Source organism: Microbacterium sp. NPDC089321, from assembly GCF_040684935.1.
Taxonomy (GTDB): domain Bacteria; phylum Actinomycetota; class Actinomycetes; order Actinomycetales; family Microbacteriaceae; genus Microbacterium.
Map to the genome: position 1 here is coordinate 543412 of NZ_JBFBGX010000001.1, position 17699 is coordinate 561110.

General features: G+C 70.8%; 19 protein-coding genes. 9 read left to right on the forward strand and 10 right to left on the reverse strand.

The features are described from left to right. The first annotated feature begins 86 nt into the window (after positions 1-86). The 4 genes from AB0N59_RS02555 to AB0N59_RS02570 all read left to right on the forward strand — a co-directional run bounded on the left by AB0N59_RS02555 (position 87) and on the right by AB0N59_RS02570 (position 3951). On the forward strand, positions 87-767 hold the full coding sequence (locus tag AB0N59_RS02555) for a CoA pyrophosphatase (protein WP_363478258.1): 681 nt from the start codon (positions 87-89) through the stop codon (positions 765-767). Between the two features lie 33 nt (positions 768-800). Continuing rightward, entirely contained in the window at positions 801-2078 is a 1278-nt protein-coding gene (gene purD / locus AB0N59_RS02560) for a phosphoribosylamine--glycine ligase (protein WP_363478261.1), read from the forward strand. A gap of 122 nt (positions 2079-2200) precedes the next feature. Then, positions 2201-2659: a helix-turn-helix domain-containing protein gene (locus AB0N59_RS02565; RefSeq protein ID WP_363478264.1), complete on the forward strand. Its 459-nt coding sequence runs from the start codon at positions 2201-2203 to the stop codon at positions 2657-2659. After that, a complete protein-coding gene (locus AB0N59_RS02570; RefSeq protein ID WP_363478267.1) occupies positions 2656-3951 on the forward strand; it encodes an MFS transporter in 1296 nt (431 codons plus the stop codon). Before AB0N59_RS02565 ends, AB0N59_RS02570 begins: the two co-directional genes overlap by 4 nt. Before the next feature lie 3 nt (positions 3952-3954). Here AB0N59_RS02570 and AB0N59_RS02575 read toward each other — a convergent pair whose 3' ends face one another. From AB0N59_RS02575 to AB0N59_RS02585, 3 genes are read right to left on the reverse strand one after another with little or no spacing between them, the layout of a single operon-like run. Further along, positions 3955-4485, reverse strand: a complete 531-nt coding sequence (locus tag AB0N59_RS02575; protein ID WP_363478270.1) for a GNAT family N-acetyltransferase — start codon at positions 4483-4485, stop codon at positions 3955-3957. Between the two features lie 37 nt (positions 4486-4522). Beyond that, positions 4523-4957 (reverse strand): hypothetical protein, encoded by a 435-nt coding sequence (locus AB0N59_RS02580; protein WP_363478273.1) that lies wholly within the window; start codon positions 4955-4957, stop codon positions 4523-4525. Then, positions 4944-5138, reverse strand: a complete 195-nt coding sequence (locus tag AB0N59_RS02585; RefSeq protein WP_101187959.1) for a helix-turn-helix transcriptional regulator — start codon at positions 5136-5138, stop codon at positions 4944-4946. Before AB0N59_RS02585 ends, AB0N59_RS02580 begins: the two co-directional genes overlap by 14 nt. Positions 5139-5247: 109 nt before the next feature. Between AB0N59_RS02585 and AB0N59_RS02590 the strand changes: the two genes are divergently transcribed. Continuing rightward, positions 5248-5733 (forward strand): hypothetical protein, encoded by a 486-nt coding sequence (locus tag AB0N59_RS02590; RefSeq protein ID WP_363478277.1) that lies wholly within the window; start codon positions 5248-5250, stop codon positions 5731-5733. 49 nt (positions 5734-5782) lie between these two features. Here the strand turns inward: AB0N59_RS02590 and AB0N59_RS02595 are convergent, their stop codons facing one another. Together AB0N59_RS02595 and AB0N59_RS02600 are read right to left on the reverse strand one after the other, a co-directional pair. Beyond that, the gene (locus tag AB0N59_RS02595; RefSeq protein WP_363478280.1) at positions 5783-7273 is read right to left on the reverse strand and encodes a DHA2 family efflux MFS transporter permease subunit; all 1491 of its coding nucleotides are present in this window, start codon (positions 7271-7273) and stop codon (positions 5783-5785) included. Between the two features lie 45 nt (positions 7274-7318). Beyond that, positions 7319-7879: a GNAT family N-acetyltransferase gene (locus AB0N59_RS02600; protein WP_363478283.1), complete on the reverse strand. Its 561-nt coding sequence runs from the start codon at positions 7877-7879 to the stop codon at positions 7319-7321. A 59-nt stretch (positions 7880-7938) separates the two neighbouring features. Between AB0N59_RS02600 and AB0N59_RS02605 the strand changes: the two genes are divergently transcribed. Further along, entirely contained in the window at positions 7939-8802 is an 864-nt protein-coding gene (locus AB0N59_RS02605) for a phosphoribosylaminoimidazolesuccinocarboxamide synthase (protein WP_363478286.1), read from the forward strand. Positions 8803-8904: 102 nt separating this feature from the next. Beyond that, positions 8905-10233, forward strand: a complete 1329-nt coding sequence (locus AB0N59_RS02610; RefSeq protein WP_363478289.1) for a solute carrier family 23 protein — start codon at positions 8905-8907, stop codon at positions 10231-10233. Between the two features lie 120 nt (positions 10234-10353). Here AB0N59_RS02610 and AB0N59_RS02615 read toward each other — a convergent pair whose 3' ends face one another. Continuing rightward, entirely contained in the window at positions 10354-10980 is a 627-nt protein-coding gene (locus AB0N59_RS02615) for a response regulator transcription factor (RefSeq protein WP_363478292.1), read from the reverse strand. Then, positions 10980-12206 carry a sensor histidine kinase gene (locus AB0N59_RS02620; RefSeq protein WP_363478295.1) on the reverse strand — a complete coding sequence of 409 codons (1227 nt, stop codon included), beginning with the start codon at positions 12204-12206 and terminating at the stop codon, positions 10980-10982. Before AB0N59_RS02620 ends, AB0N59_RS02615 begins: the two co-directional genes overlap by 1 nt. Before the next feature lie 243 nt (positions 12207-12449). On the opposite strand from AB0N59_RS02620, the gene AB0N59_RS02625 reads away from it, so the two are divergent. Together AB0N59_RS02625 and AB0N59_RS02630 are read left to right on the forward strand one after the other, a co-directional pair. Beyond that, on the forward strand, positions 12450-13268 hold the full coding sequence (locus AB0N59_RS02625) for a M57 family metalloprotease (RefSeq protein WP_363478298.1): 819 nt from the start codon (positions 12450-12452) through the stop codon (positions 13266-13268). A gap of 282 nt (positions 13269-13550) precedes the next feature. After that, on the forward strand, positions 13551-14027 hold the full coding sequence (locus tag AB0N59_RS02630) for a CinA family protein (RefSeq protein ID WP_363478301.1): 477 nt from the start codon (positions 13551-13553) through the stop codon (positions 14025-14027). Here AB0N59_RS02630 and AB0N59_RS02635 read toward each other — a convergent pair. The 3 genes from AB0N59_RS02635 to AB0N59_RS02645 form a co-directional block, all read right to left on the reverse strand. Continuing rightward, entirely contained in the window at positions 14021-15709 is a 1689-nt protein-coding gene (locus AB0N59_RS02635; protein WP_363478304.1) for an urea amidolyase family protein, read from the reverse strand. The two genes, AB0N59_RS02630 and AB0N59_RS02635, sit on opposite strands and share 7 nt — an antisense overlap. Positions 15710-15722: 13 nt before the next feature. Then, on the reverse strand, positions 15723-16487 hold the full coding sequence (locus tag AB0N59_RS02640) for a 5-oxoprolinase subunit PxpA (protein WP_363478307.1): 765 nt from the start codon (positions 16485-16487) through the stop codon (positions 15723-15725). A gap of 172 nt (positions 16488-16659) precedes the next feature. Further along, the gene (locus AB0N59_RS02645; protein WP_363478310.1) at positions 16660-17658 is read right to left on the reverse strand and encodes a LacI family DNA-binding transcriptional regulator; all 999 of its coding nucleotides are present in this window, start codon (positions 17656-17658) and stop codon (positions 16660-16662) included. Positions 17659-17699 lie beyond the last annotated feature (41 nt).

A 17699-nucleotide genomic window follows, 5' to 3' on the forward strand; every position in this document is an offset into this window, starting at 1 on the left:
CCGGGCCGAATCCTCGCTGAACCGACCCCAACCGCAGGATTCGGTGCGCTTCTCCTGAATTGCGGACGCGCTTAGGCTCGGACTCGATGACTGGTTCTGCTGAAGAGATGCGCGGCGCGCGCGCCGAGCTGCTCGCGGCCGCAGAGCGCGCGGGCGAATGGACGCCGCGCTTTCCTATGTCGGTCGACGATCCGTGGCCCGCATCTGTGCTCATCCTGTTCGGCCGGCTCGACAGCATCCCGGCGCGAACCGACGACGAGACCGTGTCGGCCGACCTCGACGTGCTGCTGCAGCGGCGGGCGGCGACGCTGTCGTCGCACCCGGGTCAGGTGTCGTTCCCCGGCGGCGGTTACGAAGAGCAGGATGCCGACACCGTCGCGACCGCGCTGCGCGAAGCGCAGGAGGAGACCGGCCTCGATCCGCAGGGCGTGGAGGTGATCGCGGCGCTGCCCGAGATCCCGCTCGCGGTGAGCAACTTCCTGGTCACGCCTGTGCTGGGCTGGTGGCGCGAGCCCTCGCGGGTCGCGGCCGTCGACCATGCCGAGACGGTCGAGGTGTTCCGTGTGCCGGTCGCGCAGCTGGTCGACCCCGCCAACCGGTTCACCTCGGTGCTGCGCCGCGACGGCTACACCTACAAGGGCCCGGCGTTCGACGTCGACGGCACGATCGTGTGGGGCTTCACCGCCGGAATACTCGACGCGCTCTTCGACGCGACAGGCTGGGCGCAGCCGTGGGACCCGGCGGTCGAGCGGCCCGTCATCGTCTGAGCTGTGCCGTGGCGCGCCGGTAGGCTGGGCGGCATGAAGATCCTCGTCCTCGGCTCGGGCGCGCGCGAGCACGCGATCATCCTCTCCCTGCGGTCCGAAGGGGCCGATCACGAGATCTTCGCCGCACCCGGCAATGCCGGCATCGCGCAGGATGCCACCCTCGTCGACCTCGATCAGCTCGACGGCGCCGCGGTCGCGGGATTCGCGAACGAGCACGCCATCGACCTCGTCGTCGTCGGCCCCGAAGCGCCTCTGGTCGCGGGTGTCGCCGACGTGCTGCGCGAACGCGGCATCCCGGTGTTCGGACCTGGCAGGGCCGCCGCTCAGCTCGAGGGATCGAAGGCGTTCGCGAAGCGGATCATGGATGCTGCGGGCGTGCCCACCGGGCGCGCGGTGCGCGCGGCGACGACCGCCGAGGTCGAGGCCGCATTCGATGAGCTCGGCGCTCCGCACGTGGTGAAGGCCGACGGCCTGGCCGCGGGCAAGGGCGTCATCGTCACCGCCGACCGCGCCGAGGCGCTGGCCCACGCCGAGCACTACCTGCCCTCCGGCCCCGTGCTCGTCGAGGAGTTCCTCACCGGGCCCGAGGTGTCGCTCTTCTTCCTCAGCGACGGCGACACCGTGCGCGCGCTGAGCCCCGCGCAGGACTTCAAGCGCGCGCTCGACGGCGACGGCGGACCGAACACCGGCGGCATGGGCGCGTACTCGCCGCTGCCGTGGCTCGCCGACGACTTCGGCAGCGTCGAGGCGTTCGTCGCCGAGGTCACCGAGACCGTCGCCGTGCCCGTGGTGCGTCAGCTCGACGCCGAGGGCACCCCCTTCATCGGCCTGCTGTACGCCGGGCTCATCCTGACTCCCGCCGGCGTGCGGGTGATCGAGTTCAACGCGCGCTTCGGCGACCCCGAGACCCAGGTCGTGCTTCCGCGACTGCGCACTCCCCTGTCGCGGCTGCTGCTGGCCGCAGCATCCGGAACGCTCGAAGACGAGCCGCAGCCCGAGTTCTCGTCGGATGTCGCGATCACCGTCGTGCTCGCCAGCGAGGGATACCCCGAGGCCCCGCAGACCGGCCGCATGATCGAAGGACTGGCCGATGCGGCATCCGTCGACGGCGTCTCGATCGTGCATGCCGCGACCGGCGCTCCCGACGCCCCCGGCGGGTCGCTCATCGCGACCGGCGGTCGGGTGCTGAACGTCGTCGCCACCGGGTCCGACTTCGCGGATGCCCGTGCCAGGGCGTACGAGGCCATCGGCCGCATCTCGCTCGACGGCGCCCACTACCGTCACGACATCGCGGCGCGCGTCGCAGAGTAGCGCGACCGGCGCATCGCTGAATAGCGCGACCGGCATGAGCCCCGGCGACCACGGCTCGCCGGTGCTCGACGCGTGCGCACCCGTCTCTTGACAGTCGCGACTTTCTTCAAGAAAGTTAATGCATGCCGCTCCGCTCAGACTGGTCGTCCGCGACCTGCCCCATCGCCCATGCAGCCGACGTGCTCGCCGACCCCTGGGTGCTGCTGATCCTGCGCGAGCTGTTCTCGGGCCGGCACGGATTCGACGAGCTGCGGGCGGCGACCGGCGCGTCGGAGTCGGTGCTGGCGCGAAGGCTCAAGACCATGGCATCCGCCGGTCTTATCACGCGCGACGGAGGGTATTCGCTCACCGCGACCGGGCGTGCGACCCTCCCGCTGCTGCACGCCTACGCACGGTTCACCGCAGCGACCGATCCCGACGGACAGTGGGGGCTGACGATCACCTGCGGCAGATGCGGCGGGGAGGCGCGAGCGAGCGACTGGTGCACGACGTGCGACGCCCCGCTCGACGCCGACAGCACCCGCTGGTCACGGCGCAGCATGGGCGGAGCACCCTTCGCCCTGGCGGGAGCCGCATCGTGACCGAGACCCAGGCCCGGCGCTCCGAGGCACGCGGCGCCCGCCGCATCCATCCGGCCTGGATCGTCGCCCTCGTGGCGCTGATCGCCCTGATCGGCGCCGCCGGCTTCCGCGCCGCGCCCGGGGTGCTGATGATGCCTCTGCACGAGGAATTCCGCTGGACCATGGCCGAGATCTCGTTCGCCGTCACGGTGAATCTGCTGCTCTACGGGCTGGTCGCACCGTTCGCGGCGGCCCTGATGCAGCGCTTCGGCATCCGTCTCGTGACGGTCATCGCCCTCATGGTGATCAGCGCGGGTTCGGCTCTGACCGTGTTCGTCAGCTCGCCGTGGCAGCTGCTGCTCACCTGGGGACTGCTGATCGGCGCCGGCACGGGTTCGATGGCGCTGGTGTTCGCGGCGACGATCGTCGACACCTGGTTCGTCCGCCGCCGCGGGCTCGTCTCCGGTGTGCTCACCGCCGGAAGCGCCACCGGTCAGCTCGTTTTCCTGCCCGTGATGGCCGTCGCGGCCGACGAGCACGGCTGGCGAGTGGCGTCGCTGATCATCGCCGCCGGGGCCTTCGCCGTGGTGCCGCTGGTGCTGATCTTCCTGCGCGACCGCCCGAGCGACCTCGGGGTCGCCCGATTCGGCGAGGCCGAGAACACCGCCCCTGCTCCCCGCTCGAGCATGGGCGCGGCCGCGCTCGCGCTCTCCGCCCTGCGGCATGCCGCGCACACCCGCACCTTCTGGGCGCTGGCGGCGGGCTTCGCGATCTGCGGCGCCACGACGAACGGCCTGGTCGGCACCCACTTCATCCCCAGCGCTCACGATCACGGCATGCCCCAGACGACCGCTGCGGGACTGCTCGCAGTGGTCGGCATCTTCGACATCGTCGGCACGGTCTTCTCCGGCTGGCTCACCGACCGGGTGAATCCGCGCATCCTGCTGGCGGTCTACTACAGCCTGCGCGGCGTCGGCCTGGCCTTTCTGCCTGCGCTGCTCTCAGCCGAGGTGCAGCCGAGCATCGTGGTGTTCGTCGTGATCTACGGCCTCGACTGGGTCGCCACGGTGCCGCCGACGATCGCGCTCTGCCGCGAGGCGTTCGGCGATCGTGGGCCACTCGTGTTCGGGTGGGTGTTCGCCGCTCACCAGGTCGGCGCGGCGATCGCCGCCGTGCTCGCGGGCGTCGTGCGCGACCAGACCGGTCACTACACCGTGGCGTGGTTCGCCGCAGCGGGACTGTGCGCGGTGGCCGCCGTGGTCAGCATCAGCATCCGGAAGCGGACGCCGGATGCCCTGACCCGCGCCTCCTGAGAGTCAGAGGCTGATCCAGTACTGGCGCAGCTGCGGGATGTCCGCGGCCGACCCGTCGATCACGGCTTCGAGCTCGCCTCCGGCGCCCTCGATCGTGCGGAACGAGCCGACGTTTGCGTCGTCGCAGGTGAGCATGACGCGGTCGTAGCCCTGCTCGCGGGCCCGGTCGAGCACGAGCCGCAGAGCCGCGCCGGCGATGCCCTGCCTGCGCCGTGACGGTCGCACCGAGTACCCGATGTGCCCGCCGTAGCTGCGGAGCCAGTCGTTCAGCTCGCGGCGGAAGGCGATGAACCCCACGACCTCGCCGTCGTCGGTGATCCAGAAGTAGTCGCAGGCGACGTGGCCCTCGGGCAGCGTCGCGTCCCCGTCGGCGTACAGCTCGGCCTTCTCGATCAAGGCGGCGCAGGCGCCCCGGTCGTGCGCCTGTCCGCGCTCGAGACCCGCCCCGTCGATGTGCGCATCGCCGAACTCGGCCACGGTCTCGGACCACGAGTCGAACAGGGACAGGGACGGGCGGGCCAATGCGATGGTCATCGCTCCATCAGATCACGCCGGGAGGCGGCATCCGGAATCAGCCTCGGCGCACGAAGTACCAGTTCGCGACGAGCCAGCTGATCACGAGCGCGAAGTACAGCGCGATGGCCGTCCACCGCGAGATCGGATCGGTGTCGATGATCGCGTGCACGACCAGCTGCACGGTGCCGAGCACCAGCGCGACGACCCCCACGGCGGCGAGGCCCTTGGTCGCCGCGACGCGGTCGCGCTCGTCGGCGTACTCCAGGGCGTTGACCCGTTCGAGGTCGCCCGAGCTTCCTCTGCGGGCGAGGATCGCGCCGAGTCCGCCGCCGATCGCGCCGACGAGCAGAGCGACGGCCGCGACGGTCTGCCCGAGCACGAAGCAGGCCAGCGCTCCCGCGGCGCACACGCCGACGAGCACCGTGTTGGTGCGCGACATGGGCCAGCGGCGAGACGTGGGTTCGGCGGCCGCATCGTCATGCGTCGACATCGAAGACCTCCTCAACGGTCGAGCCGAAGTGCCGTGCCAGGTGCACGGCGAGCGCGAGGGAGGGGTCGTAGCGGCCGGTCTCGATCGCATTGATGGTCTGGCGCGAGACGCCGACGGCTGTCGCGAGCGCCTGCTGCGAGAGACCGCGTTCGGTTCTCAGCTCTTTGACCCTGCTCTGCACGCTTCAAACGTAGGCGACCGGCGAGCTCGTGTAAAGCCAACTTGACACAACGCAGACGTGTCAAGCATGCTTGTCATGTCAAAGACGCTTTACACATTCGGAGGCCATCATGCAGGACGCACTCGTCGACTTCACCCAGTCCCTTCCCCTGTGGCTGCAGTGGGCCGGGGTCATGCTCGCCGCCGCGATCCCGTTCATCGAGTCGTACTTCGGCACGCTCATCGGCGCGATCGCCGGCGTCCCGCTGCCGATCGCCGTGCTCGCGGCCGTGGTCGGCAACGTCATCTCGATGCTCGTCTTCGTCTTCATCGCTTCCGCCGCCCGGCAGAAGGTGATGGCCCGGCGGGGTGCGGATGCCGCCCCGGATGCGCCCTCACCGCGTCGCGAGAAGGTGAAGCGCATGTTCGACCGCTTCGGCGTTCCCGGTGTGAGCCTGCTCGGTCAGACCGTGCTGCCCAGCCAGATCACCTCGGGGATGATGGTGTCGTTCGGCGCCAGCCGCAACGCCGTGATCTTCTGGCAGGTCATCTCGATCATCATCTGGGCGATCATCTTCGCCCTCATCGGTCAGGCCGGCATTGCGCTCTTCCGCTGAGCGGGCTCGGAGGCGCCGTCGCGATCAGCGCGACGGCGCCTCGTCTTGATCAGCGCGCCGGCGCCTCGTCGACACGGTGCCGGCCGAGGAACAGCGCCGCGATCAGCGCGATGCCCAGCACGCAGGCCGGAAGCAGCATGGCCTGCGCCATGCCGGCCGAGAACCCCTCGGCGATCTGCCGAGGCATCTCGCCTCCGCCCGAGAGCCCTGCAGGAGCCTCGGACAGCCCGGGCAGGTTCGCCTCGAGACGCGACTGCATGAAGGCGGCGATCGCGGCAGACCCGACGACCGAGCCGATCGTGCGCGTGGTGTTGTAGATGCCCGCACCGGCACCGGCCTGGCGCGGCGGCAGGTTGCGGGTCGCCGTGGTGGCCAGCGGGCCCCACATTCCCGCGTTGCCGATGCCGAGCACGGCCGACGGCAGCAGGAACATCCAGGTCGGGGTGTCCATGTTCATCAGCGCGGCGTTCCACAGCTGCCCGCCCGCCACGCACAGCAGGCCGGGGATGAGGATCCACCGCGGGTCGATCCGGTCGAGCAGCTTTCCGGCGGCCGGGGCGAGAACACCCGAGAGCACGGCCATCGGGATCATCAGCAGCGCGGCCTCGGTGGGCGTCAGCCCGCGGGCGAGCTGCAGGAAGAACATGAACGGCAGCGACATTCCGGTCACCGCGAACCCGACCACCGCGATCGCGGCGTTCGCTCCCGAGAAGTTGCGATCGCGGAACAGCGCCAGCGGCACCAGCGGCTCGCTCTTGGTCATCGCCTGCTGCACGATGAACAGCGCCAGCACGATGATGCCGGCGATGATCAGGCCCCACACCGTGATGGGCCCGACGATCGTGCCCCAGTCGTACGCCTCGCCCTCCTGCAGACCGAAGACGATGAGGAACAGGGCGACAGCGCTGAGCACGACGCCGGCGAAGTCGAAGCGGTGCGGGTGCGTGTCGAGCTTGGGCACCAGCATCCAGGCGAGCACGAAGCCCGCGATGCCGACCGGGATGTTGACGAAGAAGATCGCCTCCCACCCGAAGGCGTCGACCAGCACGCCGCCGAGCAGCGGGCCGACCAGGGTGGCGACACCAGCGGTCGCACCCCACAGCCCCATCGCCGCGCCTCGCCGCTGCGGCGGGAAGGTGCGGGTGATCACGGCCATGGTCTGCGGCGTCATGAATGCGGCGCCCAGGCCCTGCGCGGCCCGCGCCGCGATCAGCCCCTCGAGCGTCGTCGACAGGCCGCACCACAGCGATGCCAGGGTGAAGATCGCCAGGCCGATCAGATAGATGTTCTTGGGCCCGAACCTGTCACCCAGGCGCCCGGTGATCAGCAGCGGCACCGCGTAGGCCAGCAGGTACGCGCTCGTGACCCAGACCACGTTGTCGAGATTGTTGGTGTCGGGGTCGAGGGCGGCCTTGATGGCGGGATTGGCGACCGAGACGATCGTCGTGTCGACCAGCAGCATGAAGAAGCCGATGACCAGCGCCCACAGCGCGGGCCAGGGGCTGCGGGTCTCGGTACGAGTCGTCTCAGTCGAAGTCACCTGGCAACGCTACTCCTCCCCACCGACATCGGCGGCGGATGCCGGTCAGCGCAGCGTCGTCGCGAGCTGGGCGCCGGTCAGCTCGCGGTCGGCGTAGACGAGCCGCATCACCTCGGGATCGGGGTTTCCGGCATCCGGAGCACGGTGCACCAGCCGCAGCCCTGCTTTCTCGGCCACCGCCGCCGACGCGCGATTGTGCTCGACGAGGTAGGCGATGACCGGCGACTGGGGTGAGAGAAGGCGCGCGGCGGCGACCGCGGCGAGCGCCAGCTCGGTCGCGTAGCCGTGGCCGTGGTGATCGGCCGAGATGCGGTAGCCGAGGTTCCACACCCGCGCGCCCGGTTCAGCGGGCAGCAGCGTGCAGCCGCCCGCGCCGATGATCTCGTCGCTCTCACGGAGGCGGACGATCCACGATCCGAGCCCGATCTCCGCCCACGCGGCCTTCCACCGCGCGAACATGCGCTCGGTCGGGGCGGTGTCGGTGTGCCGCAGAGTCGGGTAGTGCAGCCACACCCTGGGGTCGGCGTGGATCGCGTGCACCGCGGCGAGATCGGCATCCGTCGGCCGACGCAGGCTGAGGCGGTCGGTGAGGGTCTCTTCATGCATCGCGGCGAGCGTACGACGCACCGCCGACATCGGGTCGCGCCGGATGGGAAGATGGGTGCGTGAGCGAAGCACAGAGCATCCCCGGCTGGCGGCACCTGTACTCGGGCAAGGTCCGCGACCTCTACGCCTCTGAAGATCCGGCCGACACGCGCATCCTCGTCGTCGCGAGCGACAGGGTGAGCGCCTTCGACTTCGTGCTCTCGCCCGGCATCCCGCAGAAGGGCGAGCTGCTCACCCAGCTCAGCGACTGGTGGTTCGATCAGCTCTCCGATGTGCCGAACCACCTGGCCGAGGGCGAGATCCCGGATGCGGTGGCCGGCCGCGCCATGCTGGCCATGGCCCTCGAGATCCTTCCGATCGAGTGCGTCGTGCGCGGCTACATCACCGGCACCGGCTGGGCGGAGTACGTCGAGCACGGCACGGTCTGCGGCATCCCGCTGCCCGCCGGGCTCTCGAACGGCGACCGTCTGCCCGAACCGCTCTTCACCCCCGCCTACAAGGCGCCGCTCGGCGAGCACGACGAGAACATCACCTACGAGCGGGTCGTCGAGCTGGTCGGCGCCGAGCGCGCCGCGCAGCTGCGCGACGCATCACTGTCGCTCTACCGCCGCGCCTCGGCGATCGCCGAGGAGAAGGGCCTGATCCTCGCCGACACCAAGTTCGAGTTCGGCGTGGACGCCGAGGGCACCCTTCGCCTGGCAGACGAGGTGCTCACCAGCGATTCGTCGCGCTACTGGGATGCCGAGGCCTGGAAGACCGGCACGACCCCCGAGGCCCGCATGGCGAGCTTCGACAAGCAGATCGTGCGCGACTGGCTGGCCGCGCACTGGGACAAGCAGGGCGAGCCGCCCGCACTGCCGGACGAGATCGTCGAGCAGACCGCCGACCGCTACCGCGAGCTGATCGGCCGGCTGAAGGGCTGACGCCGCGAGGCGCCTCGCGGGGGCGTCCGCACGACGAGACGCGGATGCCGGGGGCGATAGGGTTTCCTCGGCCCTGAACCCCTGATCCCTCGAGGAGCCCCCATGCCGCTGTGGAAGATCCACGGCAACGGTCGCACTGTCGCGCCCGGCGCCGTCGTCCGCCCCGAAGAGCGCCTGAACTGGCCTGCGACCATCGCGATCGGCGTGCAGCACGTCATCGCCATGTTCGGCGCGACGTTCCTCGTGCCGATCCTCACGGGCTTCCCCGTGCCGACGACGCTGCTGTTCAGCGGTGTCGGCACGATCCTGTTCCTTCTGATCACGCGCAACAAGCTGCCCAGCTACCTGGGCTCGTCGTTCGCGTTCATCGCCCCGGTCACCGCCGCCACCGCCACGAACGAGATCGGCTCGGCGCTGGCCGGCATCGTCGCGGTCGGCGTGCTGCTCGCGGTGATCGGCGTCGTCGTGCACACCGTCGGCGTGCACTGGGTCGACCGCTTCCTGCCGCCCGTGCTCGCCGGCACGATCGTCGCGCTCATCGGGTTCAACCTCGCGGGGGCCGCGCGCGGCAACTACGAGCAGGCGCCCATCACGGCCACGTTCACCCTCGCCGTGACCATCCTGTTCGCGGTCGTGTTCCGCGGATTCCTCGGCCGCATCTCGATCTTCCTCGGTGTCATCGCCGGGTACATCTTCGCGGGCATCCGGGGCGAGCTCGACTTCAGCACGGTCGAGGCGGCCGACTGGCTCGGCTTCCCGACCTTCCACACGCCCGACTTCGCCTCACCCGGCACCTGGTCGGCGATGGCGATGTTCCTGCCGGTCGTGCTCGTGCTGATCGCCGAGAACGTCGGCCACGTGCGCGGCGTCGCGACGATGGTCGAAGACCCCGCGATCAACCAGCAGACCGGCAAGGCGCTCATCGCCGACGGCATCTCGACCTCGCTCGCCGGCTTCTTCGGCGGTTCGGGAACCACGACCTACGGCGAGAACATCGGCGTCATGGCATCCACCCGCGTGTACTCGACGGCGGCGTACTGGGTGGCCGGCATCACCGCCATCCTGCTGAGCATGTCGCCGAAGTTCGGTGCCGTGATCAACTCCGTCCCCGCCGGCGTGCTCGGCGGCGTCACGACCGCCCTGTACGGTCTGATCGGCGTGATCGGCATCAAGATCTGGGTCGACAACCGCGTCGACTTCTCGCGTCCGGTCAACCAGTACACCGCCGCGGTGGGCCTGATCGTCGCGGTCGGCGACTTCATGATCAAGGATCCGGAGTCGGGCTTCGAGCTCGGCGGCATCGTGCTCGCCACCGTCGGCGCCATCCTCATCTACCACCTCGGCAATCTCGTCGCGCGGCTGCGCGGCTCCGGCGCCGACGACCCCAAGCCGCTCGCCGGCGTGGGCGCGCCCGGCGGCGACCCCGCCTGACGCGGGCGCAGCCGCGTCACTCGGCACAGGAGAACACGCGAGCGCAGGTCGATTCCCCGGAATCCGTCCTGGTCTCGCGTGTTCGCCTGTTCTCGGGCATCCGGATGCGGGTCCGCGGCGTCAGCGCCGGATGATCCGCTGCTCGATCGCCGCCGCGACAGCGCCCGCCCTCGTATCGACGCCGAGCTTGGCGTAGATGTGCGAGAGGTGCGACTTCACGGTCGCCTCCGACACGAAGAGCGCGCGGGCGAGCTCGCGATTGCCGAGACCGTCGGCGAGCAGCTCGAGCACCTCGACCTCGCGCTCGGTCACGCGCGGCTCGGGCGACGACGCGCGCCGCATCAGCATCGCCGCGACCGACGGAGCGAGCGCCGGCGCTCCATCGGCCACCGACCGGATGCCTGCGAAGAGCTGCTCGGGCGGAGCATCCTTCAGCAGGTAGCCGCCGGCACCGGCATCCAGCGCCCGCAGGATGTCGGACTCGCTGTCGTAGGTCGTCAGCACCAGCACCGCCGGCGGGCGCTCGAGGCCGCGCAGTCGCGCGGTCGCCTCGATGCCGCCGACACCGTCGCCGAGGCTGAGGTCCATCAGCACGACCTCGGGGCGCTCGCGCTCGACGACCGCGACGGCCTCGGCCGCGTTCGCCGCCTCGCCGACCACGATCAGGTCGTCGCTCGACTCGATCAGGGCGCGCACGCCCGCGCGCACCACCGGGTGGTCGTCGACCAGCACGAGTCGCAGGGTCATCAGGGCGTCCTCTCGATCAGCGGGAACACGGCCGACAGCGTCGTGCCCTCGCCTGGCGCGCTCTCGATGTCGAGATGCCCGCCCACGACCGCGATGCGCTCGGCGATGCCGTCGAGTCCGTAGCCACGGCCCTGCTCACGGCGCTGCACAGCGGCCTGCCGCCGCCCCGCGGGTCGGGCGTCGAACCCGATCCCGTCGTCGCGGATGTCGAGCCGCAGCTCGTCGGGCTGGGCGGTCAGGCTCACCACGGCTCTGGTCGCGCGTGCGTGCTCGGCGACGTTCGCGAGCGCGCCTCGCACGGTGCGGATGACGGCGGATGCCACCGGCAGCGGCACTCGGTCGACCTCGCCGTGCACGCGGAAGTCGACCGTGAGGCCCGACGGCACGGCATCCGTCACCGCGCGCTGCACGGCGGCGGCGAGCGAGGCGGCAGCGCCGTCGAGTTCGGCCGGCGCCAGGTCGCGGACGACCCGCCGCACCTCGTCGAGCCCGGCGCGCGCGGAGTCGGCCGCGGTGCGAACCTGCTCACGGGCTGCATCAGGCCGGCGGTCCCAGCCCTGCTCGGCCGCCTGCAGCAGCAGGTTGATGCTCGTGAGGTTCTGCCCGACCGAGTCATGGATCTCGCGCGACAGCCTGGCCCGCTCCGCGAGTCCGCCTGCACGATGCTCGGCGGCGGCGAGCTCGGCCTGCGCCTCGGTCAGCTCGTCGACCAGACGCTGCCGAGCGGTGGCCTCGCGGTCGAGCGCGCGGTAGGCGACGACCGTGGCCACGGCGATGCCGATGGGCCCCGCGAAGATCGTCGGGTCGAGCTCGGGGTTCAGGCGCAGCTCGGCGGCGACGACGACCGCGGTCATGACCGCCACCACCGCAGACGCCGGCCAGAAGGGCAGGATCTGCAGCACCTGGAAGGCGAGCGGCACCGCGCACCACGCGAACGACGGGGCGGTCAGCGTGAGCGCGACCCACAGCACGCACACGATGAGCGTCCACATCGCCGGCCATGCCCCGTGCCGCGGAACCAGACCCTGCATGAGGGCGATCACGGCGAGCACGACCGCTCCGCTGAGGATCATCGCGGCCGTCGCATCCCACTCGTGTCTGATCACATAGCGAGCCGCGCAGACGGCCAGCAGAACCAGCAGGACGACCTGCAGCATCCGGGCGAAGCGCACCGGCGCGAGGATGCCCCGAACGCCGGTCTCGGCGGCGTCGGGCGCGGTTGTCATGGGCACAGCCTACGGAGCCGAGCAGGTCTCGGGAATCATCCGATCGGCGGGAATTCTGGGAGCGATCCCACCGGCCGACAGCAGAATATCGGTCGGATCGCAAGTATTGACAGGGCTGAAATCGGCTGGTTACGGTGAGCGGGCTTCGGCGTGAGAGACGGTGCGAAGATGCCCGGCACTCCACTTCGAGGTGCGCCCGCCGACCAGGTGGGCGGCCATCGTTCAGTTCAAAAGGAGCACTGAATGCGCATCACCAGAACCTTCGCCCTCGCAGCGACCGCGGTCGTCGCGCTCGGCTTCGGCGCCATCGCGCCGGCTGCCAGCGCCGCCCCCTCGGCGGGCAGCGGAGACACCCCGACGTACCAGGAGTTCGCCGCGTCGACCTACCGCGACATCGACGGCGGGTACGTGGTCAACGGCGACGAGCTCGTCTCGACCAAGGGCGACCTCAAGAGCTTCTACGACAACCTGATCGGACCCGACTCGATGACGGACGGCCTGATCGTCAACACCGTCAACGGCGTCGACGACAAGTGGTCGGCATCGAAGGTCGGCAACCTCACCTACTGCGTCAGCACCAAGTTCGGCACGCGCCACGACGACGTCGTCGCGGCGATGGCGAGCGGCGCCGCCCTCTGGGAGGCCGCATCGTCGAAGGTGAACTTCGTGTACGTCAGCAGCGCCGACAGCAACTGCACCACCCGCAACAACGCGGTGCTGTTCTCGGTCGAGCCGGTGCAGACCTCGCAGTACATCGCGCGGGCGTTCTTCCCGAGCACCCCCGACCGTCAGATGAACGTGCTGATCGACGACTCGATCTGGTCGTCGGGTTCGTGGACTCCCACGAACATCATCGGCCACGAACTCGGCCACACCCTGGGCTTCCGCCACGAGCACACCCGCCCCGAGTCCGGCACCTGCTTCGAAGACAACAACTGGCGTCCGCTGACCCCGTACGACTCGTCGTCGATCATGCACTACCCGCAGTGCAACGGCAGCTCCGACGACCTGTCGATGACCAGCTCCGACCGCGCCGGCGTCGTCGCGCTGTACGGCAACTGATCACCTCTCGCTCGCGTGGGGCCCGGTCGGAAGACCGGGCCCCACGTGTGTATGGGGGCCGGGGGCCGGGGTGGCGGGCTTCTGCGGCGCGGCGGCACGGGCATCCGGGGGCGGGGCGGGAGTCCGGATGCCGGGAATCCCGGACCAGACGTCCGCAGCGCGGCGTGTCGTCGGGCGACCCGCCGCCCACGCACCGAATAGTCCGAGACTCCCGACACGACCGGAGCCGGAGCAGCTGTCAAGGCCCCGCCGCGGCATCCGCTGGGGCGGTACCGTCGCCGCATGGCCGACGTCACCGCTCTGTCCGATCTCGCCCGAAGCCGTCACCTGCGCGTCGCGGTGGCCGAATCGCTCACCTCGGGCGCGCTGGCCAGCGCGGTCGGTGCCGGGGAGGGAGCGAGCGCATGGTTCGGCGGTGGGGTGGTCGCCTACCTGCCCGAGGTGAAGGAGCGCGTTCTCGGCTTTCCCGCCGATCAGGATCCGACGTCGGCGGAGTGCGCCGAGCAGTTGGCCCGAGGGGCGCGAGAGCTGCTCGACGCGGACCTGTGCGTCTCGACGACGGGTGTCGGAGGCCCGGATGCCGAAGACGGGCACCCCGCCGGCGAGGTGTTCCTCGGATGGGCGACTCGCGACGAGGTCGGCCATCGGCGTCTGGAGCTCGACGGCGAGCCGGAGGACGTGCTCGACGCGACGATCGAGGCGGCCGTGCAGCTGCTGACCTTCCACGCCCGCCGGGTCGACGGCGCGGGGAATCACTGACCGGACGTCTGCGCGTCGGCGTGGCGGCGGCCGACACGCCGCCCACGTTCCGGATGGTCTGAGATCTCCGTCACGACACGGAACCGGATGCGCGCGCCAGGGGGCAGCTGCCCCGCCAGATCGCGCGCCGCGTCGGTCAGCGCACCGATAATCGGGTAGCCGCCGGTGGTCGGATGGTCGGGCCCGAACAGCACGGGCTGCCCGTCGGCCGGCACCTGGATGGCACCGTCGGCCGCACCCTCGCTGGGCAGTTCGTCACGGATCGCGCGTTGCAGAGGGCGCTCGCCGTGCAGGCGGATGCCGACCCTGTCGGAACGGGGTGTGACCAGCCATTCCTGTGCGCTCAGCAGCCGCACGGAGTCGGGTGTGAACCAGTCGCCGCGCGGTCCGAGCGTGATGTCGAGCGTCGCGAGCTCACCCGGCGCGGGCACCTCACGAGTCAGCGGCACCGGCTCGACGGCCTGTTTCGCAGCCATTCCGATCGCGATGACGTCACCTGCGCGCAGGGGCGGAGGGCCGATCCCGGAGAGGGTGTCGGTCGATCGGCTGCCCAGCTGATCGGGCATCCGGATGCCGCCGCGCACGGCGATCACGACCCGCAGCCCTCTGGTCGGCGGGCCGATCTCGAGCCGGTCGCCGCGAGCGACGGCGAACGGCGCGCCGTGCGGAATGCTGCGGAGCCGGCCGTCCGCAGAGATCACGGCGAGTTCGGCATCCGCGCCGGCGACGGCCACGACGCCCGGGTCGCGGAATCGCAGCGCGATCGCGCCGATGCCCTCGAGTGCGGCCGCGGCGGAGTCGTTGCCCACGGCACGATTCGCGTCGCGGAGGGCGACGCGGTCGGCTGTTCCGGATGCCGGAACCGCGAGCTCGGCGAGGCCGGGACGGCCGAAATCCTGCACGAGCAGCTGCAGTCCTGGGTCGATCACCTCGACGGCCGCCGTCGGAACCACCGGACCATCCGGCCCCCCACCCGCGCGTCGCGGCTCGACACGCCGCTGCGCGGCCGAAGCATCCGAAACCTCCGACACCGCAGACACCCCCGACACCGCAGACACCCCCGCCACCCCAGCCCAGGCACCCGCATCCACGAACCGCACGACCGCCCCGGGCATCAGCAGGGCAGGAGGGTCGCGCTGCACGTCCCACATCACGGCATCCGTCGTGCCGACCAGCTGCCATCCGCCCGGACTCTCGCGGGGATACACGCCGCTGAACCGCCCGGCGAGCGCCACCGCACCGGCGGGCACTCGCGTGCGCGGCGAGGCTCGACGAGGCACGTCGAACAGCGGATCGTCGCCGACGAGGTACCCGAACCCGGGTGCGAAGCCCGAGAAGGCGACCGTCCAGCGGGCGGCGCCGTGCCGCCGCACGAGCTCCGCGGTCGGCACTCCGAGCAGTTCCGCGACCTCCGCGAGGTCCTCGCCGTCGTACCGCACGGGCACGATCACCTCGGCTCCCGCTGCCGGCTCGGCCCCATCCGCTCGGGTCGCGAGAAGCCGCTGCGCCAGCTCGTCAGCCGTCGTCACGAGCGGATCGAAGCGCACGAGAACCGTGCGTGCGCCCGGCACGCGCTCGACCACACCCGGCACGCCGGCCCACGCGCGGTGCATCCGCATGGCCTCGTCGAGGTCGACGCACTCGACGAGCACGGCGCGGTCGGAGGCGATCAGCACTCGCACGCGGTCACCCCGCTCAGAACGCGATGAACGGGGCGATCTCGACGCCGGCTTCCATCAGCATCCGCCTCGTCTCCGCCGCCATCGCCACCGCACCAGGACTGTCGCCGTGCACGCAGATCGACTGGGCGTCGACGCGCACCCGGGTGCCGTCGACGGCGTCGATCAGTCCGGTCTCGGCGAACCGCACCATCCGTCGCGCCACCGCCGCGGCGTCGTGCAGCACGGCGCCGGGCTGCGAACGCGGCACGAGCGTCCCGTCTGCGAGGTAGCCGCGGTCGGCGAACGCCTCGGCCGCGACCTGCAGACCCGCTCGAGTCGCGACCTCGAGTGCCACGCCGCCAGCGAGACCCAGCATCGCCAGGCCGGGATCGACCGAGCGGATGCCCGCGGCCACCGCGCGCGCCTGCCGCTCATCGCGCGCGATCGTGTTGTAGAGCGCACCATGCGGCTTCACATAGGCGACTCGCGCGCCGACAGCCCCGGCGAGGGCGATGAGCGCACCGAGCTGATACTCGATCTGGGCCTGCAGGGCACCGGCATCCGGGTTCTGGGGCGTGCGACCGAAGTTCTCACGATCGGGGTACGACGGGTGGGCCCCGATCACGACACCGTTCGCCGCGGCGGCGGCGAGGGTGTCGCGGATGCCCTCGGCGCTGCCCGCATGGAATCCGCACGGCACATTGGCGCTCGTCACGATCTCGAGCATCGCGGCGTCATCGCTGACGACCCGCTCGGCGGAGTTCTCGCCGAGGTCGGAGTTCAGATCGATGGATGCCATGCCGCCTGTCTACCCAACGGATCGGCGGCTGTCCATCCGGGTGGTCGTGTCGGACATCACGGACCGGATGCCCGGAGCGCGGCGTGTCAGTCACCGACACGCCGTCTGCGGAGCGAACCGTCCGAGGGTTCCGACGCAGCGCGCCGGCATCACGCCCAACAGCGGGTGCGGCTCAGACCGCGGGAGCGGACCCGCGCACGACGAGCTCGGTCGGCAGGATCGTGAGCGGTTCGGGCCGCCTTCCCGCGAGCAGATCGATCACCATGCCGGCGAGCATCTCTCCCTGCGTGAACATCGGCTGGCGCACGCTCGTGAGGTCGGATGCCTCGGCGAGGGGCGAGTCGTCGAATCCGATGACCGCCACGTCGTGCGGCACCCGCAGTCCGGCCGAGCGCAGCACGCCGATGGCGCCGCGGGCCATGAGGTCGCTGGCCACGAAGATCGCGTCAGGGTGCTCGTCCTGCGCCAGCAGCCGACGGGCGGCCTCGGCACCGCCCTGCTCACTGAAGTCGCCGTCGATCTCGCCGGCCGGCTGCAGTCCGGCATCCGCCAGCGCTGCCCGGTACCCGTCGCGGCGATCCACGCTCACCGACATCGTCATGGTGCCCGTGATCGTCGCGATGCGCGTGCGACCCAGCGCGATCAGGTGCGCGACGGCGTCGCGCGCGGCGGTCAGGTTGTCGACGTCGACGATGATGTCGCTCGTGCGCACGGTCGCCGGCCTGCCGCCGAAGACCACAGGGATCGCCTCGGCGATGCGCTCGACGAACGAGTCACTCGCATGATGCGAGACGATGATCGCCGCATCCACCCCGCCGTTGCGCACGAACCGCGTCATCTTGCCGTCGGGGTCGTCACTCGCGATGAGCAGGTTGAGGATGTACTCCGAGTCGGCCAGGCGGGAGCTGATCCCCGCGACGACGGATGCCAGGAACGGGTCGCCGAAGAACCGTGTGGTGTCTTCCGGCACGACCAGTCCGATCGCGTGCGTCTGGCGGCTCGCGAGCGAGCGGGCGGCGCGGTTGGGTGCATAGCCCAGGCGCGCGATGGCGTCATGCACGGCCGCGAGCGCGTCGGAGCTGACCGAGCTCGAGCCGTTGACGACGCGGGAGACGGTCGAGCGCGAGACGCCGGCGAGTGCGGCGACCTCTTCGATCGTGGGTCGGGGCATGGATCTGCTTTCGGGCCGTGCGTGTCGCCGCCGGGCTGAGC

Bases quoted from the DNA above. Each gene is read 5' to 3' on its own strand.
- AB0N59_RS02640 (WP_363478307.1), bottom strand. From the start codon at position 16,487: ATGGCATCCATCGATCTGAACTCCGACCTCGGCGAGAACTCCGCCGAG.
- AB0N59_RS02590 (WP_363478277.1), top strand. From the start codon at position 5,248: ATGCAGGACGCACTCGTCGACTTCACCCAGTCCCTTCCCCTGTGGCTG.
- AB0N59_RS02610 (WP_363478289.1), top strand. From the start codon at position 8,905: ATGCCGCTGTGGAAGATCCACGGCAACGGTCGCACTGTCGCGCCCGGC.
- AB0N59_RS02620 (WP_363478295.1), bottom strand. From the start codon at position 12,206: ATGACAACCGCGCCCGACGCCGCCGAGACCGGCGTTCGGGGCATCCTC.
- AB0N59_RS02580 (WP_363478273.1), bottom strand. From the start codon at position 4,957: ATGTCGACGCATGACGATGCGGCCGCCGAACCCACGTCTCGCCGCTGG.
- AB0N59_RS02575 (WP_363478270.1), bottom strand. From the start codon at position 4,485: ATGACCATCGCATTGGCCCGCCCGTCCCTGTCCCTGTTCGACTCGTGG.
- AB0N59_RS02630 (WP_363478301.1), top strand. From the start codon at position 13,551: ATGGCCGACGTCACCGCTCTGTCCGATCTCGCCCGAAGCCGTCACCTG.
- AB0N59_RS02565 (WP_363478264.1), top strand. From the start codon at position 2,201: ATGCCGCTCCGCTCAGACTGGTCGTCCGCGACCTGCCCCATCGCCCAT.
- AB0N59_RS02555 (WP_363478258.1), top strand. From the start codon at position 87: ATGACTGGTTCTGCTGAAGAGATGCGCGGCGCGCGCGCCGAGCTGCTC.
- AB0N59_RS02600 (WP_363478283.1), bottom strand. From the start codon at position 7,879: ATGCATGAAGAGACCCTCACCGACCGCCTCAGCCTGCGTCGGCCGACG.
- AB0N59_RS02645 (WP_363478310.1), bottom strand. From the start codon at position 17,658: ATGCCCCGACCCACGATCGAAGAGGTCGCCGCACTCGCCGGCGTCTCG.
- AB0N59_RS02625 (WP_363478298.1), top strand. From the start codon at position 12,450: ATGCGCATCACCAGAACCTTCGCCCTCGCAGCGACCGCGGTCGTCGCG.
- AB0N59_RS02615 (WP_363478292.1), bottom strand. From the start codon at position 10,980: ATGACCCTGCGACTCGTGCTGGTCGACGACCACCCGGTGGTGCGCGCG.
- purD (WP_363478261.1), top strand. From the start codon at position 801: ATGAAGATCCTCGTCCTCGGCTCGGGCGCGCGCGAGCACGCGATCATC.